Annotated in this window: 13 protein-coding genes, 2 tRNA genes and 1 pseudogene; 5 read left to right on the plus strand and 11 right to left on the minus strand. The window is 73.2% G+C overall.

Annotated features, from left to right (window positions below; all coding sequences use genetic code 11):
* The first annotated feature begins 55 nt into the window (after window positions 1-55).
* On the plus strand, window positions 56-874 hold the full coding sequence (locus C9F11_RS20000) for a YceI family protein (RefSeq protein WP_138960566.1): 819 nt from the start codon (window positions 56-58) through the stop codon (window positions 872-874).
* Window positions 875-929: 55 nt separating this feature from the next.
* Here C9F11_RS20000 and C9F11_RS20005 read toward each other — a convergent pair whose 3' ends face one another.
* From C9F11_RS20005 to C9F11_RS20035, 6 genes are all read right to left on the minus strand, one after another.
* Window positions 930-1,703 (minus strand): TetR/AcrR family transcriptional regulator, encoded by a 774-nt coding sequence (locus C9F11_RS20005; protein WP_138960567.1) that lies wholly within the window; start codon window positions 1,701-1,703, stop codon window positions 930-932.
* A 257-nt stretch (window positions 1,704-1,960) separates the two neighbouring features.
* Window positions 1,961-3,496 (minus strand): MFS transporter, encoded by a 1,536-nt coding sequence (locus tag C9F11_RS20010; protein WP_138960568.1) that lies wholly within the window; start codon window positions 3,494-3,496, stop codon window positions 1,961-1,963.
* A 252-nt stretch (window positions 3,497-3,748) separates the two neighbouring features.
* Complete coding sequence (locus tag C9F11_RS20015; RefSeq protein WP_138960569.1) at window positions 3,749-4,498, minus strand: response regulator transcription factor; 750 nt, start codon at window positions 4,496-4,498, stop codon at window positions 3,749-3,751.
* Between the two features lie 286 nt (window positions 4,499-4,784).
* Window positions 4,785-5,642, minus strand: coding sequence for an amidohydrolase family protein (locus C9F11_RS20020; protein ID WP_138960570.1), 858 nt, complete (start codon window positions 5,640-5,642; stop codon window positions 4,785-4,787).
* Window positions 5,643-6,033: 391 nt separating this feature from the next.
* Window positions 6,034-6,489 carry an antibiotic biosynthesis monooxygenase gene (locus C9F11_RS20030; protein ID WP_138960571.1) on the minus strand — a complete coding sequence of 152 codons (456 nt, stop codon included), beginning with the start codon at window positions 6,487-6,489 and terminating at the stop codon, window positions 6,034-6,036.
* Between the two features lie 212 nt (window positions 6,490-6,701).
* Complete coding sequence (locus tag C9F11_RS20035) at window positions 6,702-7,592, minus strand: DUF2797 domain-containing protein (RefSeq protein ID WP_138966749.1); 891 nt, start codon at window positions 7,590-7,592, stop codon at window positions 6,702-6,704.
* A gap of 115 nt (window positions 7,593-7,707) precedes the next feature.
* Between C9F11_RS20035 and C9F11_RS20040 the strand changes: the two genes are divergently transcribed.
* Both C9F11_RS20040 and C9F11_RS48685 read left to right on the plus strand, forming a co-directional pair.
* Entirely contained in the window at window positions 7,708-8,286 is a 579-nt protein-coding gene (locus C9F11_RS20040; RefSeq protein WP_138960572.1) for a TetR/AcrR family transcriptional regulator, read from the plus strand.
* A gap of 144 nt (window positions 8,287-8,430) precedes the next feature.
* Window positions 8,431-8,622: pseudogene (locus tag C9F11_RS48685) on the plus strand (SDR family oxidoreductase); the annotation flags it as partial.
* A gap of 60 nt (window positions 8,623-8,682) precedes the next feature.
* Here C9F11_RS48685 and C9F11_RS20050 read toward each other — a convergent pair.
* A tRNA-Arg gene (locus C9F11_RS20050) sits at window positions 8,683-8,755 on the minus strand.
* A 230-nt stretch (window positions 8,756-8,985) separates the two neighbouring features.
* Window positions 8,986-9,077 (minus strand) — tRNA-Ser (locus tag C9F11_RS20055).
* A gap of 221 nt (window positions 9,078-9,298) precedes the next feature.
* On the opposite strand from C9F11_RS20055, the gene C9F11_RS20060 reads away from it, so the two are divergent.
* Together C9F11_RS20060 and C9F11_RS20065 are read left to right on the plus strand one after the other, a co-directional pair.
* Window positions 9,299-9,775: an SSI family serine proteinase inhibitor gene (locus tag C9F11_RS20060; protein ID WP_249401798.1), complete on the plus strand. Its 477-nt coding sequence runs from the start codon at window positions 9,299-9,301 to the stop codon at window positions 9,773-9,775.
* 282 nt (window positions 9,776-10,057) lie between these two features.
* Complete coding sequence (locus C9F11_RS20065; protein ID WP_138960573.1) at window positions 10,058-14,671, plus strand: PAS domain-containing protein; 4,614 nt, start codon at window positions 10,058-10,060, stop codon at window positions 14,669-14,671.
* Window positions 14,672-14,747: 76 nt separating this feature from the next.
* Here the strand turns inward: C9F11_RS20065 and C9F11_RS20070 are convergent, their stop codons facing one another.
* The 3 genes from C9F11_RS20070 to C9F11_RS20080 all read right to left on the minus strand — a co-directional run bounded on the left by C9F11_RS20070 (window position 14,748) and on the right by C9F11_RS20080 (window position 18,487).
* Complete coding sequence (locus C9F11_RS20070) at window positions 14,748-16,397, minus strand: long-chain fatty acid--CoA ligase (protein WP_138960574.1); 1,650 nt, start codon at window positions 16,395-16,397, stop codon at window positions 14,748-14,750.
* A gap of 75 nt (window positions 16,398-16,472) precedes the next feature.
* Window positions 16,473-18,125: a recombinase family protein gene (locus tag C9F11_RS20075; RefSeq protein WP_138960575.1), complete on the minus strand. Its 1,653-nt coding sequence runs from the start codon at window positions 18,123-18,125 to the stop codon at window positions 16,473-16,475.
* On the minus strand, window positions 18,122-18,487 hold the full coding sequence (locus C9F11_RS20080; RefSeq protein WP_138960576.1) for a hypothetical protein: 366 nt from the start codon (window positions 18,485-18,487) through the stop codon (window positions 18,122-18,124). The genes C9F11_RS20075 and C9F11_RS20080 overlap by 4 nt, the downstream gene beginning before the upstream one ends.
* Window positions 18,488-18,502: the final 15 nt, after the last annotated feature.

The raw sequence follows: 18,502 nt of genomic DNA on the forward strand, positions 1-18,502 counted from the left end.
CGCCCCGGACCGGACCTTCACCTCGAGCAGTGACAGAGCAAACGGGAGTTGTGGGATGGGGATCAGCGCGCGCGTACGCACCCGGGACGGGTGGGCGGTGCCGGGCGCCGTCGTGACCGTCACGGACATGACGGGGGCGCAGCTGCTGCGCGTGGACGCGGACGCGGAGGGCGTGGTGCGGGACGCCACCGCGCTCGCGGCCGGTCCTTACACCGTGATCGTGACCGCCGTCGGGTACGCGCCCGCCGCGGCCACCGCCCTGGTCACCGCGAGCGGCCGCGCCGACGTGGGCGAGGTGGTGCTCGCCCGCGCGGGCGGCGCCGAGCTGCCCCCGGCCGGGCCCTGGACGATCGACCCCGCCCACTCCACCGTGGGCGCGGTCGCCCAGCACCTGGGGATCTCCAGCGTGCACGGGCGGTTCACCGCGTTCTCGGGGCGCGTGGACATCGCCGACGACCTGGCGAAGTCGCGCGTGGAGGCCGTGATCCGGGCCGCCTCCATCGACACGGGCAACGGCCCGCGCGACGAGCACCTGAAGAGCCCGGACTTCCTGGACGTGGCGGCGTACCCGGAGATCACCTACCGGTCCACGGACCTGGAGCCCGCCGGGGCCGACCGCTGGACCGTGCGCGGCGACCTCGCCCTGCGCGGCGTCGTCCGGCCCGTGGACCTCGACCTGACCTATCTCGGCACCGGCCCCGACCCGTGGGGCGGCACCCGCGCCGCCTTCCGCGCCACCGCCGAGCTGCGGCGCGAGGACTTCGCCCTGCACTACAACCAGGTCGTACGGGCCGGGATCGCCGCGATCGGTACGACGCTGCGGGTGGAGCTCGACATCCAGGCGGTGCGCGGCGAGGAGCTGCCGGGCGCCTAGCCGGGGCGCCAGGGGGGCGCCCGGCGTAGGCGCCTGTCAGGGCCGGGGGGCGGTGTCAGGGCCGGGAGAGGAGGCCCTCGATGCCCGCGATCAGGAGGTCGAGCGCGGTCTCGAAGTCCCGCTCCCACATCTCGACGACCGTGGCCTCGGTACGGGAGTTCATCAGCTCCCGGGCGCTGCGGATCGTCTCGTTGCCCGGCATCTCCTCGTTCACCGTGCCGACGGCGTCGCGGAAGTACTCCTCCAGCGTCATCCCGGCCTCGTTGCAGCGCGCGATGAAGTGGCCCTCCATCGTGCCGTAGCCGTACACGAACTGGAACACCGCGGCGATCGCGCCGTTGCGCTGCTGGGGCGCGAGGCCGGTGTTCCGCACGGCCCGCTGTACGGCGAGGGAGTACCGCAGCCAGTTCGGGCCGATGTTCAGGAACTGGCCGACCAGCGGCGACACCCACGGGTGGCGGATCAGCAGCGCCCGGTAGGCCCGCGCGAGGTCGCGCAGCTGCCCGCGCCACGCGGCCGGGGCGGTCGTGGTGTCGGGCAGGCGCACCTCGGCGCAGACCGAGTCGAGGGCGAGTTCGAGCAGGTCGTCCTTGGTGTCCACGTACCAGTACAGGGACATCGCCGTGACCTCGAGCTCCGCGGCGAGGCGGCGCATGGAGAACTTGGCGAGCCCCTCCGCGTCCAGGAGCCGGACCGTGGCCTTGGTGATGCGGTCCCGGTCGAGGCCGGACGGCTGGTCGCCCTTGCGGCCGGAGCCGCGCGGCGCCTTGCTCTCCAGCCAGACACTCGTGCGCGCCGTTCGCTTCGTGCGGTCGGCTGCCTTCACCATGGCGCACCTTCCTGGTCCAGGTCCTGTTCCCGACGGGTACGGGCGGGCGGGCCGCAACGCGCAGGTCCGCCCGGCTTCGATGCTATGCGGACGCCCGGTCCGCAGGGTCATGCGGGCGCCCGGTCCGCGGGGCCATGCGGGCGCCCGGTCCGCGGAGCCATGCGGGCGCCCGGTCCGCGGAGCCATGCGGGCGCCCGGTCCGCTGAGCCATGCGGGCGCTTGGTCCGCACGGCCCCGCGGACACGCGGCCCACCGGGCTACGCGGACGCGCCGTCCACGGCGCCCTGCGCGGGCTGACTCGAGTCTGCCCGCCCGGCCCGCCACAGCAACGCCGCCGCGAGGGCGCCGCCGAGGAAGACCGCGGCCGCGCCGACGAGCTGGCTGGTCTCCAGGCCCGAGGCGAACGCGTCGGAGATGCGCTCCCGCTCGCCCGCCGAGCCCGCCGCGGCCATGGCCGCGGGGAAGGAGGTGGCGGAGACCGCGACGAGCGCCGCGAAGCGGGCGTTGAGTACGGCCCCGAGGACCGCCACGCCGAGGCCGTTGCCGAACTCCGCGAGCGTGCCGTTGACCCCCGCGCCCACACCCGCCTTCTCCGGCGGGATCGCGCTCATGATCGCGTTGGCCATCGCGGGCATGGAGAACGAGATGCCCGCGCCCATCAGGACGAGCCCGGTGAACATGCCCGAGTAGGCGTGGCCGCCGAACACCGCGATCACCACGAGTCCGCCCGCCATCATCGTCATGCCGGTCAGGATCGTGCCGGGCGTGCCCAGCTTGGTGTGCAGGCGCGCGCCGAGGCCCACCGTGTTCAGGACGACCACGGCGACCGCGAGCGGCGCGGTGCGCAGACCGGCCTCGAGGGGTTCGTAGCCGAGGACGAACTGCAGGTGCTGGGTGAGCAGATAGAGCGAGCCGCCCATGCCGAAGGCGACCAGGATCGCCCCGGTCACCGCGCCCACGAACTGCTTGTTCCGGAAGAAGTGCATGTCCAGCATCGGGTACGGGATCCGCAGTTCGTAGACCGTGAACCCGGCCAGGACGCCCACGCCGACACCCGCCGCGACCAGGACGTGCGCCGACGTCCAGCCGTGCTCGGGCCCGGAGATGATCGCGTACACGACCGAGGCCATGCCGATCGTCGAGAGGACCGCGCCGACCAGGTCGGGCCGGTCGCCCTGCGGGTTCTTGGACTCGGGGACCAGGCGGACCACCGCGATGACGCCGAGCAGCGCCACCGGGATGTTGATCAGGAAGATCGAGCCCCACCAGAAGTGGTTCAGCATGAAGCCGCCGAGAAGCGGACCGGCCGCGAAGCCGAGGGAGTTCACGGTCGCCCACAGGCCGATCGCCCGCACCCGCTCGTCCTCGTCGAAGATCTGCACGACGACGGCGAGCGTGGTGGTCATCAGGAGCGCGCCGCCGATGCCCATCCCGGCGCGGGCCGCGATGAGCTGCGTCGAGGACTGCGCGAGGCCCGCCGCGAGCGAGCCGAGGCCGAACAGGACGAGGCCCGCGGTCAGCATCTTCTTGCGGCCGTAGCGGTCCGCCGCGCTGCCCGCCGTGAGCAGCAGGCCGGACTGGACGAGCGAGTACGCGTTGATCATCCACTGGATGTCGGACGACGTGGCGTCGAGCTCGCGGGTGAGCGACGGGATGGCGACGCTCAGGACGGTGTTGTCGAGCAGCACCGTGAGCTGGGCGAGACAGATGACGCCCAGGATCAGCCAGCGCTGCGGGTGCCGGTCCCGGGGCGCGGCGGCCGCCTCGGGGGGCTCGGCGGTGGTCGCCGTCATGGCGGCTCCTTCTCTTCTACGGTGTATGAGGCCGAATGCGTCATACACCGTAGAGGAGCCGTCTTACGCTGTACAAGAAATTTTCGGAGGGGCTCACTCCTTTGGCCGAGTCGGGTGCGGAGGGAGTGGAAGGCGGAAGTTCAAGCCCGTCCGGCGTTTGAGGACGAGCGCGGAGCGCGGCAGTGCCCCGGCCAAGAGCCGGGCCCGGGCCGGGGCCCGGCTGCGCCCCCACTGCCCACGGCGCCCGAGGCGTTACGCCGCAACCGGGGCGGGCTTGATCAGGTAGCCCGCGCCCCGCCGGGTGTGGATCATCGGCTCGCGGCCCGCGTCGATCTTCCGCCGCAGATACGAGATGTACAGCTCGACGACGTTGGCCTGGCCGCCGAAGTCGTAGCTCCACACCCGGTCGAGGATCTGCGCCTTGCTGAGCACGCGCCGCGGGTTGCGCATCAAGTACCGCAGCAGCTCGAACTCGGTGGCGGTGAGGTGGATGGACTGCCCGCCGCGCGTCACCTCGTGGCTGTCCTCGTCGAGGGTGAGGTCACCGACGGCGAGCACGGACTCGCTGCGGCGCCCGGCGCCGGCCCCGGTCCGCCGGATCAGGCCGCGCAGCCGGGCGACGACCTCCTCCAGGCCGAACGGCTTGGTGACGTAGTCGTCGCCGCCCGCCGTGAGCCCGGCGATCCGGTCCTCGACGGCGTCCTTGCCGGTCAGGAACAGCACCGGCACCTCCGGCAGTTCCCGCCGCACCCGCCCGAGCACGGACAGGCCGTCCATGTCGGCCAGCATCAGGTCGAGCACGACGACGTCCGGCCGGAAGCTCCGCGCGGCCCGCACGGCCCCCAGTCCGTCCGTGGCGCTGCGGATCTCCCAGCCCTCGTAGCGCAGGGCCATGGACAGCAGCTCGGTGAGCGACACCTCGTCGTCCACGACGAGCACGCGGACGGGACTCCCGTCCGGCCTGAGCAGTTCGGTACGCCCCTGGGGCGAGGTCGTGGTCATGCCTTCAGCGTGGGCGCGGGGGGTGAGAGGGGGCTTGCGGGTTCCTGTGAATTCCCTAAGAAGGGCGTTTGGGCGCGGCGGGGGGCCGGGCTTCCTGCGCGAACGGGTGGCCGGGGCTCGGGCCGGGGGAGGCCTGGGCTCGGGCCCGGGAGCGGCCGGGCCTCGGGCCGGGAGCGGTCGGGTCTCGGACCGGGGGCGGCCGGGCCTCGGACCGGGAGCGGCCGGGCCTCGGACCGGGAGCGGCCAGGCCTCGGACCGGGGGCGGCCGCCCCGCCCGCGTGGGCCGTCACCCCAGCCCGAACAGCCTCGCCCCGTTCCCGTGGCACACCCCCCTGAGCCACGCGTCACCGAGGCCGAGCCGCTCCAGGGACTCCAGCTGATGCCCGTACCCGTAGGGGATGTTGGGGAAGTCCGTGCCGAGCAGCACCCGGTCGCCGAGGTCCGCGAGCCGCGCCCGCTCCCCGCGCGGGAACGGCGACTCCCGCTCGCTGAAGTCCGTGAACGCCATGGTCGTGTCGAGCCGCACCTCCCCGTACCGCTCGGCCAGGTCGAGGAAGTCCGCGTACTCCGGCATGCCCATGTGCGCCACGACGAGCCGCAGCCGGGGGTGGCGCGCGAGCAGCCGCCCCACCGGCTCGGGTCCGGTGTGCTTGCCGGGCACGGGCCCGGATCCGCAGTGCATCACCACCGGCGTGCCGGTGTCGGCGAGCAGCCCCCACGCCGGGTCCAGCAGCGCGTCGTTCGGGTCGTACGCCCCCACCTGTACGTGCGCCTTGAACACCCGGGCCCCGGCCTCGACCGCCTCCCGCACATAGTCCTCGACGCCGGGCTCCGGGAACAGGGTGGCCGTGTGCAGACAGTCCGGCGTACGGGCCGCGAAGTCCACCGCCCAGCCGTTGAGCCAGCGGGCCATGCCCGGCTTGTGCGGATAGAGCATCGCCGTGAAGGCCCGCACGCCGAACTCCCGCAGCACGGCGAGCCGTCGCTCCTCGTCGTGCCGGTACGCGATGGGCCACTCGCGGTTCGTCAGGGGACCGACTCCGTCGAAGTACGCCCACACCTTGGCGAGGACGCGCTCCGGCATGAAGTGCGTGTGCACGTCGACGAGCCCCGGCAGCCCGAGCCTCCGCCAGAACCCGACCACGGCCTCGACTTCGCCGGGTCCACCCGGCCTTGCCGAGTCCGTGGCCTCCGCCGGCCGAACGGGCTCACCGAGTTCACGAGGCTCACCGAATTCACCGGGCCTACTGGGCTCACCAGGCCCACCGGGCTCACTGGGCTCACTGGGCTCACCAGGCCCACCGAGCTCACTGGGCCTACCAAGCCCACCGGACTCACCAGACTCACTCAACTCACCGGACCGGCTGGGCTCACCAGGCTCACCCAACTCACCGGACCGGCTGGGCTCATCAGGCCCACCAAGCTCACTGGGCCTACCGGACCCACTGGGCTCACCGGGCTCACCGGGCTCGCCCAAAGGCCGCTCCAGGCCCTCCCCGCCGCCTTCCCCCCGGTCGCGCCCCCGCTCCCCCGCCTCACTCGCCACCGTCGGCCACCCCCGCTCCCCGCTCGCGCCCATAACTCCGCTCCACCTTGGCCACGTGCACCACGTACCGCTCGTACCACTCCTCCCGGCCGCGCTTCCGCGCCTCCCGGTGCTCCGAGTCGTCCCGCCACGCCTTGACCGCGTCCAGGTCCCGGAAGTACGCGACGGTGATCCCGAGCCCGCCGGGCGTCCGTGCCGAGTCGGCGCCGAGGAAGCCCGGGACCTGCGCCACCCGCTCGTCCATGCGCTGGGCGGTCTCGCCGTAGCCGTGGTCCCCGTCGGTGCGCAGGGCGGTGAACACGACCGAGTAGTACGGCGGTTCGAAGGGCCCGGCGGGCCCGGACACCTCAGGTATCCCACGGCCGCCGGGCTCGTGCTCCGTCAACTCGTCAGCGGCCAGCTCGTCATCAGTCAACTCGTCAGCAGTCAGCGCGTGATCAGTCATGGCACCCACCGTCACCGGCGGCCGAACCTCCTGTCCACCTCAGCGAGCCCGCCTTGCCGAACGGGCAGCCAGTTTTGACCTTCCGGTCAGCGAACGGGGCTGGGAGACCGCAGGGGCAGGCCGCCGACAGGGCCGGGGCCCCGCAGAGGCAAGCCGTGCAGGGGCAAGCCCCGCAGAAGCAGGCCCCGCAGGGGCAAACCGTGCGCCGAGGCTCAGAACAACCCGCCCTGCACCGCAGGCACCCCCCGAACCGGAACCGTCACCCCCGCGTCCTCCGCCACCGCTTCCAGCCGCCACCCGCTCAACACCCTCCCGTCGACGACCACCACGCCCCCGCGCCCCGCCCCCTCCCGCACCTCCAGATGCAGATCGGGCCCCGCCGCCCCGACCAGCGTGCCCGCGACCACGCCCCCGTCCACGAGCTCGCCGACCACCCCCGTCGCCTGTCCGAGCGCGCGCCCGAACACCTCCGCGTGGTCGACGCACGCGTACGGCAGCGGCTCCAGCGAGTCGGGCCACCCGCCGAGGCCGCTCGCCCTCCGGTGCAGCTCCGCCAGCTCGCGGGCCCGCCCGGCCGGGGACGGCAGCCGCGCCCGCAGGGCCCGCTTGCGCGCGTACGGAACCCGGTCCGGCACGCCGAGCGCGGTGCGCAGCAGCTCCTCGGTGCGGCGGGCGGCCATCAACGGGCCGCGCCCCAGCCAGCTGTACGCCACCGCCCCCTGCTCGAGCAGCCGCGTGCCGCCCCGCTCGACCCGCGTGATGCCGACCTTCACCACGCCGGGGCCGAACCACGCCACGTACACGTGGTACGGCCGTGGATCGTCGGCGAAGGTGTCCGCCGCGACCGAGTGCGCCCGGTCGACGCGGGCGCACTCCTCGCACTGCCCGCGCGTGGCCCGCGCCGCCACCGCCGTGCCCACCGGACACGGGGTCCACCGCCCGCCGCGCCACACCCCGAGGCACCGCCGCCCGCCCCGGGCACGGAAGGCGAGCACGGTCCCGTACTCCGGCGCGCTCTCGCGCGGCTCCCGTCCGGGCGCGTACCAGCCGAGGGCGGGCCTGCCCTCCGCGTGCCACCGCACCCCCGTGCACCACCACGTCATACGACCGAGCATGACGCACACCACTGACAACGGGGCAGGATGGCTCCCTCGCCCCGTCCTCCTTCCCCGCCTCATTCTTGACCTTGAAGTACAAAACATTGTTACGCTGCCCCGCATGGGACGGCCGAGACAGTTCGATCCGGAGACCGCCGTGGACCAGGCGATGGAGGTCTTCTGGCGCAAGGGGTACGCGGGCACGACCCCGCAGGACCTCGTCGACGCCCTCGGCATCGGAAAGGGCAGCCTGTACAACGCCTTCGGCAGCAAGCACGCCCTCTTCGAGCGGGCCCTGCGCCGCTACCGCGACACCCAGGCCCAGCGCCTCATCGCGCTCTTCGAGAGCGAGGGCCCGGTCAAGGAGCGGCTCCGCGCCGCCCTCGAACTCCTGGTGGCCCTGGACTTCGCGGACCCGGACCGCCGCGGCTGCATGGCCGTGAACGCGGCGGCCGAACTGGCGGGCACCGACCCGACCTCGTCCGAACTGGTCCGGGAGATGTTCGCCCGCACCGAGTCCGCCCTCCAGGCCCTGGTCGAGGAGGGCAAGCGCTCGGGCGAGATCGCCCCGAACCGCAACGCCGCGTGCGTCGGCAGCCTGCTCCTGAACACGGTCGTCGGACTGCGCGTGACCGCGCGGGTCGCGGAGGGCCCGGAGGGCACGCACCGCACGATCCGAGCGGTACTGGACCTCCTCTGACCCCGCCCCGCCCTCGGGCCTGACCCCCACCAGCCCCCAGGCCGGACCCCGCCCCGGCCCCCGCACATCCGCCCGCTCCACCACGACAAGGACTAGGACACCCCATGGACCTGCGCCTCACCGGAAAGACCGCCGTCGTCACCGGAGCCAGCCGCGGCGGCAGGCGCCGACCACGCCCGGTTCCTCACGGAGATCCCGCAGAGGTTCGGCATGACATCGGACCGCATCACCGAACCCACCGAGGTCGCGGCCCTGATCACGTTCCTGCTCTCGGACGTGGCGGGCAACATCACGGGCGCGGACCACGTGATCGACGGCGGCACCGTGAAAACCGTCTGCCCCACCCCGCGCGAAACGCCAGAGGCCCCGGATCTCTCCGGGGCCTCTGGTCTGCTGTGCACTCGGCAGGATTCGAACCTGCAACCTTCTGATCCGTAGTCAGATGCTCTATCCGTTAAGCTACGAGTGCTTGTTTTGTTTTTGTCTCGCTCCCGGTCCTTTCGGCCCGCTCGCGGCGACAGGAAGAACATTACATGACTGCCGCCGCCATGTGAAATCCATTGGCCTCACCCCTTGTGACCTGCGAAAACGTTCCCGCGGGTGGGGGCGGGGCCGGCCGGGAGCGGCAGGGGGAAGCGCTCGGGAAGCTCAGGAAGCACTGAAGCCCCGGTCCAGTGGACCGGGGCTTCAGCTCATGTGCGGAGGCGGAGGGATTTGAACCCTCGATCAGGGGGTTACCCCGAAACCGCATTAGCAGTGCGGCGCCATAGACCGGACTAGGCGACGCCTCCAACCTGATGCACCCCCGCGAGCGCGGGTGTGCGTGCAGATGATGACACAGCCAGGGGCCGCGCCACCAATCGCGGCTTCCACGGTACTAGTCGCGCGGGTCGAAGAGCAAAGCGTCCGAGGGCCCCGCAACGCGGCACGGCCGGGGGCGTTAGAGGAGGCGGTAGGCGCCCGCCCCACCGGCGGGCGCGAGCTGGAAACCGCACACCCCGGGAGAGCCTCCGTGAAGACCGTCAGCGAACGCCGCCCCTTCCTCACCGCCGTCGCGACCACCGTCACGACCGTCGCCGCCTCCTTCGCCGCCCTCGCGACGCCGTCCGCCGCCGCGGCCCCCGCCGACCTGATCGCCCGGGATCACCTGGGCCTCGTCACCCGCGACCACCTCGACGTCACGTACTCCGAGAACGACGGAACGCCGAGCACGACGTACGCGCTGGAATGCGGCCCGGCCGCGGGCAGTCACCCGGCGCCCGCCGACGCGTGCGCGCGTCTGGACGGGCTCGCGGCCGAGGGCGCCGACCCCTTCCGCCCGGTGGCGCGCGACGCCATGTGCACCCAGGTGTACGGCGGCGCGCAGACCGCCCACGTGACGGGCACCTGGCAGGGGCGGCCCGTCGACGCCTCCTTCAAGCGGACCGACGGCTGCCAGATCTCGCGGTGGAACACGCTGGTTCCGGTCCTGCCCTCCACCGGCGCGTAACGGTCCGCCACGCGCGCGTGGCGGACCACTTTCCGAAGTTCCGTGAAGTTCCACGAAGTGCCGTGCGGCGCCGTGGTGAAGTGCGCCGCACGCCCCTGCCGTGACCAGGCAGGACCGAAGCCCTCACAGCTTCTGCGTGCAGTCTCCCTCTCACTCCCTCTCATCCGGCGTCGCGCCCGCAACCGCTCCCCGTAGACTTCCCTCCCGTGACATGCCGCGGGCCGCGGGGCAAGATGGCCTGGGCGGTCGGCAAGGTGCGGTAACCAGGGAGGAAGCGTCGTCGTGAGCAGCAGGCCATCCCGAGGCGCTGCTCGCCTCGCAGCCATACTCGACGCGCTCCCGGACGCGCTGGTGCTGGTCAACGCCAACGGGACCGTCGTGAACGCGAACGCCATCGCGCTCGAGGCCTTCGAGGCGCCCGGCACCGCGCTCGTGGGGCGCGGACTGCTCGATCTGCTGCCGGAGTTCGACTCCCGGCTCATTCCCGGCTCCATGCGCCGTCCGGACAGTACGGACGAACGCGGACGGACCAAGCCGAAGCGGATGATCGCCCGCCGAACGGACGGCTACGAGTTCCCGGTCGAGGTCACCAGCTCCAGCCTCGAGGACAGCAGGAACGCCTACGACGAGCGCTACGGCCACGGCGGCTACAGCGGTTACAGCGGCGACGAGATGCTGATGATCGTCGTCCGCGACCTGTCCGGCGCGCTCAACACGGAAGCCGAGCTGGCGCGTTCGCAGCGGCAGACCGAGATGATCCTGCGGGCCGCCGCCGAGGGCGTCGTCGGCACGGACACCGACGGCCGCGTCGTCCTGGTCAACCCCGCCGCCGCCCAGATACTCGGCTTTCGCGCGAGCGACCTCGGCGGGCAGGAACTGCACCCGCTGGTCCTGCACTCGCGCGCCGACGGCGAGCCGTTCCCGTACGACGAGTCCCCGCTCGCCGACACGCTGCGCTCCGGCCGCAAGCACCGCGTGCGCGGCCAGGTCCTGTGGGCCAAGAGCGGCGAGAAGGTCGCGGTCGACCTGACGACGGCGCCCGTGCGCGACGGCGACCAGCTCGTCGGCGCGGTCATGACCTTCACCGACCGGCGGCCGTACGACGCGCTCGCGGAGAAGCACGAGGCGGCCCTCGCCCAGCACGCCGAGGAGCTGCGCGAGGCCGCCGAGCGCCGTGCGGAGGAACTCGCGGCCGAGCAGGAGCGGTACGCGGCGCTCGCCGAGCGCGAGAAGGACCGCTTCGAGGCGTTCGCCGAGCAGGAGCAGGAGCGCTACGACGCCCTCGAAGCCCGGCACCAGCAGCTCGTCGCCGTCCTCGACCGGTCCCTGCGCGGGCCGCTCGACGAGATGCGCCGCGAACTGGCCGCGCTGGCCGCCGACGACGCGGGCCAGCTCTGGCCCGAGGCCAACCAGGTGCTGCACCACCTGTCGGCCGGGTACGCGCGCATGACGACCCTCGTGGACAACGTCCTGGGCTTCCAGCGCCTGGAAGCGGGCGCCGAGGAACTGGTCCGTACGGTCGTGCCGCTGGACGCCGTCGTCGCGGCGGGCGTCGACGGGGCCGTCGAGCTGATCGGGCCCGGCCGCGCCCAGTTCGCCGTGCACGCGCCGCCGGTCGCGGTCCACGTGGACGCGCACCGGCTCGCGACGGCCCTCGCGCACCTGATCGCCGACGTGGCCGGAATCGACGCTACCGGCAACACGCGCGCGGGAGCCGTGGTTTCGGGCGGTCCCGAGGCCGCGGCCGGGTACGTCGACTCGACCGTCGTCGTCGCCGCGGCCCAGCGCGGCGAGGTCGTCCGCATCGAGGTGCGCGGGCCCTACACCGGCGGTGACCCCGTCCACGAGCCCGTCGTACAGGGCATCGTGCGGGCCCACGGCGGCGTGCTCCAGACGCATGAGGTGCCGGGCACGGGCGGCAGCGCGTACGTACTCGAAGTGCCGGTCGGGGACAGCGCCGCGGCCGCGGCCGCTCCGGGGGCGGCCGTCGAGGTGGCACCGCGACCGGCTCCGGCCGTCGCCGCAGGCCCCGCGCAGGGCAGCGACACGGCGGGCGCCGGTGCCCCGGTGCCCGAGCAGGCGGGCGCTCCCGCCGGTGGCGGCCGCAGGCGCGCGCGGCGCTCCTCGGTGGACTCCTTCCTGGACAGCGGCCTTCCCGGTGAGGCGGATTCCGGGGACACCGCGGGTGCGGGGGGCCCTGGGGGCGCCGACTCCGGTGCGGGTGCCGGTGCGGGTGTGCGTAAGAGTGCCGGCCCTGGTACTGGTCCTGGTGTCGCCGGGCCCGCCGCCGAGGCCGGTGCCGGTGGTACCGGACGGCGCAGGCGGCGTGCGGTGGCGCACGGACCGGCGGAAGCCGTCCCGGTCGCGCCCGGCGACACGGGCGCCGGTGCGCCTGGTGCGCCTGGTGCGTTCGGCATGTCCGGTGCGTCCGGTGCGTCCGGTGCGTCCGGTGCGTCCGGTGATACCTCCGGCGGTACGTCGGGAGGCACCGGTCGGCGCCGGGGACGGCCGAGCCCCGCCGAAGGGGCCGTGATGACGGCGGCCGAGCACGCCGCCGGTTCCGCGGCGCTCGGCGAAACCGTGCCCCCTCAGGGAGTGCCGTCCCAGGCAGTGCCGTCCCAGGCAGTGCCGCCGCAGGGAGTGCCGCCGCAGGGCGATGGCGGGCCCTCGGGGCGGCGTGCCCGGCGCGCGGGCGAGTCGCACGCGTTGGCCTTGCCGTCGGGGACCGGGGCCGCTCCGGAGACCGGGGACGGGCAGGGCGATGACCCCGACGCCCCGCGCCCCGGTGGCCGTCGCGCCCGGCGCGCGCTGGCGGCGGCCCGGGAGCGGGCCGCGGCGGAAGAGGCCTCCAACAGCCGGGTGTTCGCGCTGCCTCCGGCCGACGCGGACCGCGAGGAGGGCAGCGGAGCGCTGATCGGCGCCGAGCAGGTCACCGGGCAGGACGCCGGACCGGCCGCCGGGCAGGGCTCCGGACCGGCCGCCGGGCAGGGCTCCGGGCAAGCCTCTGGACAGCCGGTGCAGGGCGGTGCGCGGCAGCTCGCCGGTGCGCGCCCCGCCGGTGCCGGGCAGGACGCGCGCGGCGCGGTCGCCACGGAGGCGGGGCCCGCGCAGGTCGGCGCCTCGGTGAGCGTCCCGGCGGGCGTACAGGCCGGAATGCAGGCCGCCGCGCGCGGCGGAGTGCCCACGCAGGGCCGCGCGCCCGCTCCGGCCCGGGGCGCCGTGGCGCGGGGCGCCATGCCCGCTCCCGCGCCGGGAGGCCTCGCCGCGGGGCCGGGCGACACGAGGCAGGGCGACACGCGGCAGGACGACACGGGGCAGCACGCCGTGGCGCCGCAGGACCCCACCGACGACCACACCCCGCCGCAGCCGCACCCGACGCAGTCCCCGGCGCTGCCCGCCCAGGCGCAGCCGCAGGCACCGACCGGGCGCAGGCGCGCGCGGCAGGCCCCGCCGACGGCCGGCCCCGCGGGCGGTGCGACTCCGCCCCAGGGCATGCCCGGCGCGGGCACCCCGGTGGCAGGCACCCCGGCGGCAGGCGTCCCGGTCGGCGCCATGCCCGCCGAGGGCACCCCCGCGGGCGGCACGCCGTCGACCGTCCTGCCGCCGCAGGCCACCCCGCAGGCCGCGCAGGCCACCCCGCAGGCCCCGCACTCCGTCCCGCACGCCGGAGCGACGCCCGCCCAGGGCGCCGCCCTGCCGCCGGAACGTGACCCACGCGCGCGTGCCGCGCAGCCGCTGCCCGCCGAGGCCGCGCCCATCGACCCGAACTCGACGCAGGGGCGCGCGATCAGCGTGCGCACGCTGGGCCAGGGCGTGCCCTTCGGCCGCCAGCCGCAGCCGCCCGTACAGCCGCAGGCCCAGCCGCCGCACGGCCCCGCGCAGCCCGCGCAGCCCGCGCAGGGAGGTTCGGGGCGCCGCCGCAAGCTGGCGACGCCGCCCGAGCCCGGCGCCGACGAGCGCCCGGAGAGCGCGGCCCGCCCGCACCCGCAGGCGCCGCCGCAGCCCAAGCAGCAGCCGCAGCCCCGGCTCTCGCCGGGCACCGAGGGCACCGGACGCTCGTACGCGATCGGCGCGCCGGACGAGAACGCCGCCGAGGGCCCCGAGCCGCTGGACGGCCCCGGTGGCGCCGTCGAGGTGACGAACCGCCCCCAGCCGCGGCCCATGGACGACGAGTTGCCGCCCGAGCCGCTGGACAACCCGCGCCGGCTGCTCGTCTGGCCCGCGCCCGACGTCACCACGCAGCAGGCGCTGAGCGACCGCGGCTACCGGCCCGTCATCGTGCACTCGCGCGAGGAGGTCGACGCGCAGATCGCCGCGTTCCCCGCGGCCCTCTTCGTGGACCCGCTGACCGGCCCGATCACGCGCACCGCGCTGCAGTCGCTGCGCCAGGCCGCCGTCGCCGCCGAGGTGCCCGTGCTCGTCACGGCCGGGCTCGGCCAGGCCTCCCGCGAGGCGGCGTACGGCGCCGACCCCGCCGTGCTCCTGAAGGCCCTCGCGCCGCGCGACAGCGAGCAGCACCCCCCGCGGGTCCTGCTCATCGAGGAGCACGAGGAGATCGCCCTCGCCCTGACCGCGACCCTGGAGCGGCGCGGCATGCAGGTCGCCCGGGCCGAGAGCGACGCCGACGCGGTGACGCTCGCCGCCCAGACCCGGCCGAACCTGGTGGTCATGGACCTCCACCAGGTACGCCGCCGACGCGCCGGAATCATCGACTGGCTGCGCGCCAACGGCCAGCTGAACCGCACGCCGCTGGTCGTCTACACGGCCGCCGTCGACGAGACCGACCTGCCGAAGCTCGCGGCGGGCGAGACCGTCCTGTTCCTCGCCGAACGTTCCACGAGCAGCGAGGTGCAGACCCGGATCGTCGACCTGCTGGCGAAGATCGGCACGAACTGAGCGGGCGGTAGGGCCCGGAGGCGTAGCAGGGGCGGTAGGGCCCGCAGGGACAGCAGGGGCGGTAGGGGACGGTTCCTCAGACCCGTGTCACGTCCAGCTCTCCGGCCGCGTACTGCCTGCGCAGCACCTTCTTGTCGAACTTGCCGACGCTCGTCTTGGGGACGGCGGCCACGAGCGCCCAGCGCTCGGGGAGCTGCCACTTGGCGACGCGGGTGGCGAGGAAGTCGCGCAGGGCGGCGTAGTCGGCGGTCGCCTCCTCCTTGAGGACGACGGCGGCCAGGGGGCGCTCGCCCCACTTCTCGTCGGGGACGGCGACGACGGCCGCCTCGGCGACTTCAGGGTGGGACATCAGGGCGTTCTCCAGCGCGACGGAGGAGATCCACTCCCCGCCGGACTTGATGACGTCCTTCGCCCGGTCGGTGAGGGTCAGGAAGCCGTCGGCGGAGATGACGCCGACGTCCCCGGTCTTGAGCCAGCCGTCGGCGCTGAACTTGTCCTCGGGCCGGACGACGTCGCCGCCCGCGCCGCCGTAGTAGGAGCCCGCGATCCAGGGGCCGCGGACCTCCAGTTCGCCCGCGGACTCGCCGTCCCAGGGGAGGTGGCTGCCGTCGGGGCCGACGAGACGGCCCTCGACCCCGGCCGGGAAGCGGCCTTGGGTGAGGCGGTAGGCCAACTCCTGGTCGGTGCCCACGGCGTGCGCGGGCGGCCGCGCGACCGTGCCGAGCGGGGAGGTCTCCGTCATGCCCCAGGCGTGGCAGACGCGGACCCCGAGCCGGTCGAAGGCCTCCATCAGGGACGTCGGACACGCCGCGCCGCCGATGGTGACCTGGTGCAGACAGCTCACGTCGCGCGGCTTCGCGGTGAGTTCGGCGAGCAGCCCCTGCCAGATGGTGGGCACGGCCGCGGCGTGCGAGGGGCGCTCGCTCTCGATCATCTCGGCGAGCGGCGCGGGCTGGAGGAAGCGGTCCGGCATCAGCATGCCGACGCCCGTCATGAACGTCGCGTGCGGCAGCCCCCAGGCGTTGACGTGGAACTGCGGTACGACGACGAGGCTGGTGTCGGCGTCCGTGAGGCCCATGGACTGGGCCATGTTGACCTGCATGGAGTGCAGATAGATGGAGCGGTGGGAGTAGACGACGCCCTTGGGGTCGCCGGTGGTGCCGGAGGTGTAGCACATGGCGGCGGCCCGGCGTTCGTCGAGCTCGGGCCAGTCGTAGCCGGTCGGCCTGTCCGCGATCAGCTCCTCGTACTCGTGGACCTGGGCCCGCACGCCGTCGAGGAGGGCGCGGTCGCCGGGGCCGGAGACGACGAGGTGCTCGACGGTCGGCATCCGGTCGAGCAGCGGCGCGATCAGGCCGAGCAGGGAGCCGTTGACGATGATGACGCGGTCCGCCGCATGGCCGACGATCCAGGTGAGCTGCTCGGCGGGCAGCCGCAGATTGAGCGTGTGCAGGACGGCACCCATGCACGGCACGGCGAAGTAGGCCTCGACGTGCTCCGCGTTGTTCCACATGAACGTGCCCAAAACACTTCCCTCGGTTACCCCGAGGTCGTCGCGTAGCGCGTGGGCGAGCTGTGCGGCTCGGTCGCCGATCTCGGCGAATGTACGGCGCTGGGGCTCCGCCTCACCGGTCCACGTGATTACCTTCGAGCTGCTGTGAACCGTACGGCCGTGTTCCAGAATCCGGCTGATCAAGAGGGGAACGTCTTGCATTGTGCTCTGCACGGCATGCCTCCTGGTGGGCGTCGCCATGTCGCGACGGCGTGCAGAGATTCTGCGCACGTACCAGGCGGTATGTCACTACCTCTCGGTAGCTTGATTCCTCGCCCCTCGTTGCGGCGTCGGCCACGGGTCCGGCTCCCACAGAGGGTGGATCTCCACCTTGTGGTTCTCAGTGCCGGGGCCGTTCCTGGTGATCGCCACTCTCCGGATCAGCTTCCGAAGCATCATGTTGCGTTCACGCGTGGCGAGGGTCTTCCACTCCGCGACCGTGCCGACTATCAGCGGTACGAATTCCTTCCGGTCCCGTATCGGCTCGGCTTCCGGGATGCTGTCGAGTAGTGCCTGTGCCGTGGCCCGCTCCTTACGGATCAGGTCGGCGGCCTCTTCGTACTCTCCTGGCCCGAAGTCCTCCGGGTTGGCGGCGCGGTCGGCACGGAGTCGGGCGAGCGCCTGGCGCTGCTTGTCGACCTCGGCCTGTGCGCGGGCGCGTGCTGTGATGTTGTTGGCCTGTTCTGCGGTGCTGTCGTGCTTGGGCGGCTCCGTCTCGGTCGGTGGAGCTGCGTCAATGCCGTCTGCGGCCTTGGTCTTCAACCACTCGAACACCTCCTTCTCGACGTCGAGTCGTTGGATGAGGATTCCGGGGCATGCTGTGGCGCCCGACTTGGCTCGCAAGCTGCACCGGTAGCTGAACCCTGGCACGTTGCCCTCTTCGCGGCGGGCGGTGTTGAGGCTGGTGCCGAGGCGGCATCCGGCGCACTTGACCAGGCCGGTCAGTTCGTAGATGCCTTCGCGGGACCGTGGCGCGGTCGCTGCGACTTCCTTCCTGCGCTGCTGGTAGCTCTGCCAGAGGTCGAAGTCGATCAACTCCTCGTGTGCGCCTTGGATGTAGACGCGGTTTCGGCAGTGCCCGTCTGCCTTGCGGCATCGGCACTCGGGGTTGTGGACTCGCAGTAGGCCAGCGGCGAAACCGCTGTCCATGAATCGGGCCAGGGTTTCGGTCTGCCAGGGACGCCCCTGCGTAGTGCAGTGTCCGGCGCGGTTCAAGGCGCCGCACAGGACGCTGAACCCTGCTCCATCGACGTAGGCGCGGTACAGGTCTGCGACGGTCGGGCCTACGGCGAGGTCGACCTCGTACCACTCCTTTTGCAGGCGGAACCCTTCGGGCTCGGTGGCGTCGGGGACGCGGCGTCGGTGCCATATGTAGCCGAAGCGACGGCGTCCCTGTGCGGGCAAGCCCAGCTTGTACTTGCGGTGCTCGTGGGTCTCGCGCCACTGCTCGCCCGCGCGGTCGGACTCGTAGGCGCCGAATTCGAGGATCATTCCGCGTTGGAAGCGGCCTACTGCTGTGGTGGCGTCGACTGGTTCGGTCGCGGATTCGAGGTCTCCGCCTGCCTTTTCGAGACGTGCTAGCCAGTACTGATTGCCGGTGCGGTCGCGGCCGAAGCGGGAGTAGCGCCACACAGCTACGCCGCGGGCTTCCCCGGCTTCGCTGCGCTCAATGCACTTGGTGATCTTGCGTTTGAAGTGGCGGCCGCTCACGTCGAGGTCTTCGACCCACGCGATGATGCGGCGGCCTGTTCGGCGTGCCCATTGGGAGATCGCTTCGCGTTGAAGCTCGGGCGAGATCTTCTCTTCTTTCCACGTACTGACGCGGATGTAGGCGATCCACGGCTCGCCGTCTTCATCGGGCGGCGAGCCGTGGAAGGTGGCGGGTATGTCGGGTTGGGTCACTGTGCCTTCCGTTCGGGTTGGCCAATGTGGTGCGGGCGCAGTGTGATCACGTTGCCCGCGGCCTGCTCGGCGCGGTGGTTCCGGTTGCCGCCGTGGGGCGGGGTGGGGGCGTCGAGCAGGCCGCGGGCAACGTGATCGAGGGCGCGGGCGTATCCGGCGCGGTCTGCGGCGTCGAGTTGGTCAGCCGTGGCGCGCTGGGAGGTGTGCACAGTGCGGATGATGAGCAGGGGTACGGCGGACAGGAGGAAGAAGAGGCCGACCTGCCACAAGGCGTCGTTGCCGCTGAGCAGTCCGATGCCGCCGGTGAACAGCCCTTTTACGAGCAGGGCGATTGCGAGAGCGGGCGTGTACCGGTGCGTCACTGTTCCTCCGTGCGG

The organism is Streptomyces sp. YIM 121038 (genome assembly GCF_006088715.1).
Lineage (GTDB): Bacteria > Actinomycetota > Actinomycetes > Streptomycetales > Streptomycetaceae > Streptomyces.

What these genes read in the sequence shown, in the direction of transcription:
- C9F11_RS20040 (WP_138960572.1), top strand. Translation starts at nt 7,708, where the DNA reads ATGGGACGGCCGAGACAGTTCGATCCGGAGACCGCCGTGGACCAGGCG.
- C9F11_RS20015 (WP_138960569.1), bottom strand. Translation starts at nt 4,498, where the DNA reads ATGACCACGACCTCGCCCCAGGGGCGTACCGAACTGCTCAGGCCGGAC.
- C9F11_RS20010 (WP_138960568.1), bottom strand. Translation starts at nt 3,496, where the DNA reads ATGACGGCGACCACCGCCGAGCCCCCCGAGGCGGCCGCCGCGCCCCGG.
- C9F11_RS20030 (WP_138960571.1), bottom strand. Translation starts at nt 6,489, where the DNA reads ATGACTGATCACGCGCTGACTGCTGACGAGTTGACTGATGACGAGCTG.
- C9F11_RS20035 (WP_138966749.1), bottom strand. Translation starts at nt 7,592, where the DNA reads ATGACGTGGTGGTGCACGGGGGTGCGGTGGCACGCGGAGGGCAGGCCC.
- C9F11_RS20000 (WP_138960566.1), top strand. Translation starts at nt 56, where the DNA reads ATGGGGATCAGCGCGCGCGTACGCACCCGGGACGGGTGGGCGGTGCCG.
- C9F11_RS20005 (WP_138960567.1), bottom strand. Translation starts at nt 1,703, where the DNA reads ATGGTGAAGGCAGCCGACCGCACGAAGCGAACGGCGCGCACGAGTGTC.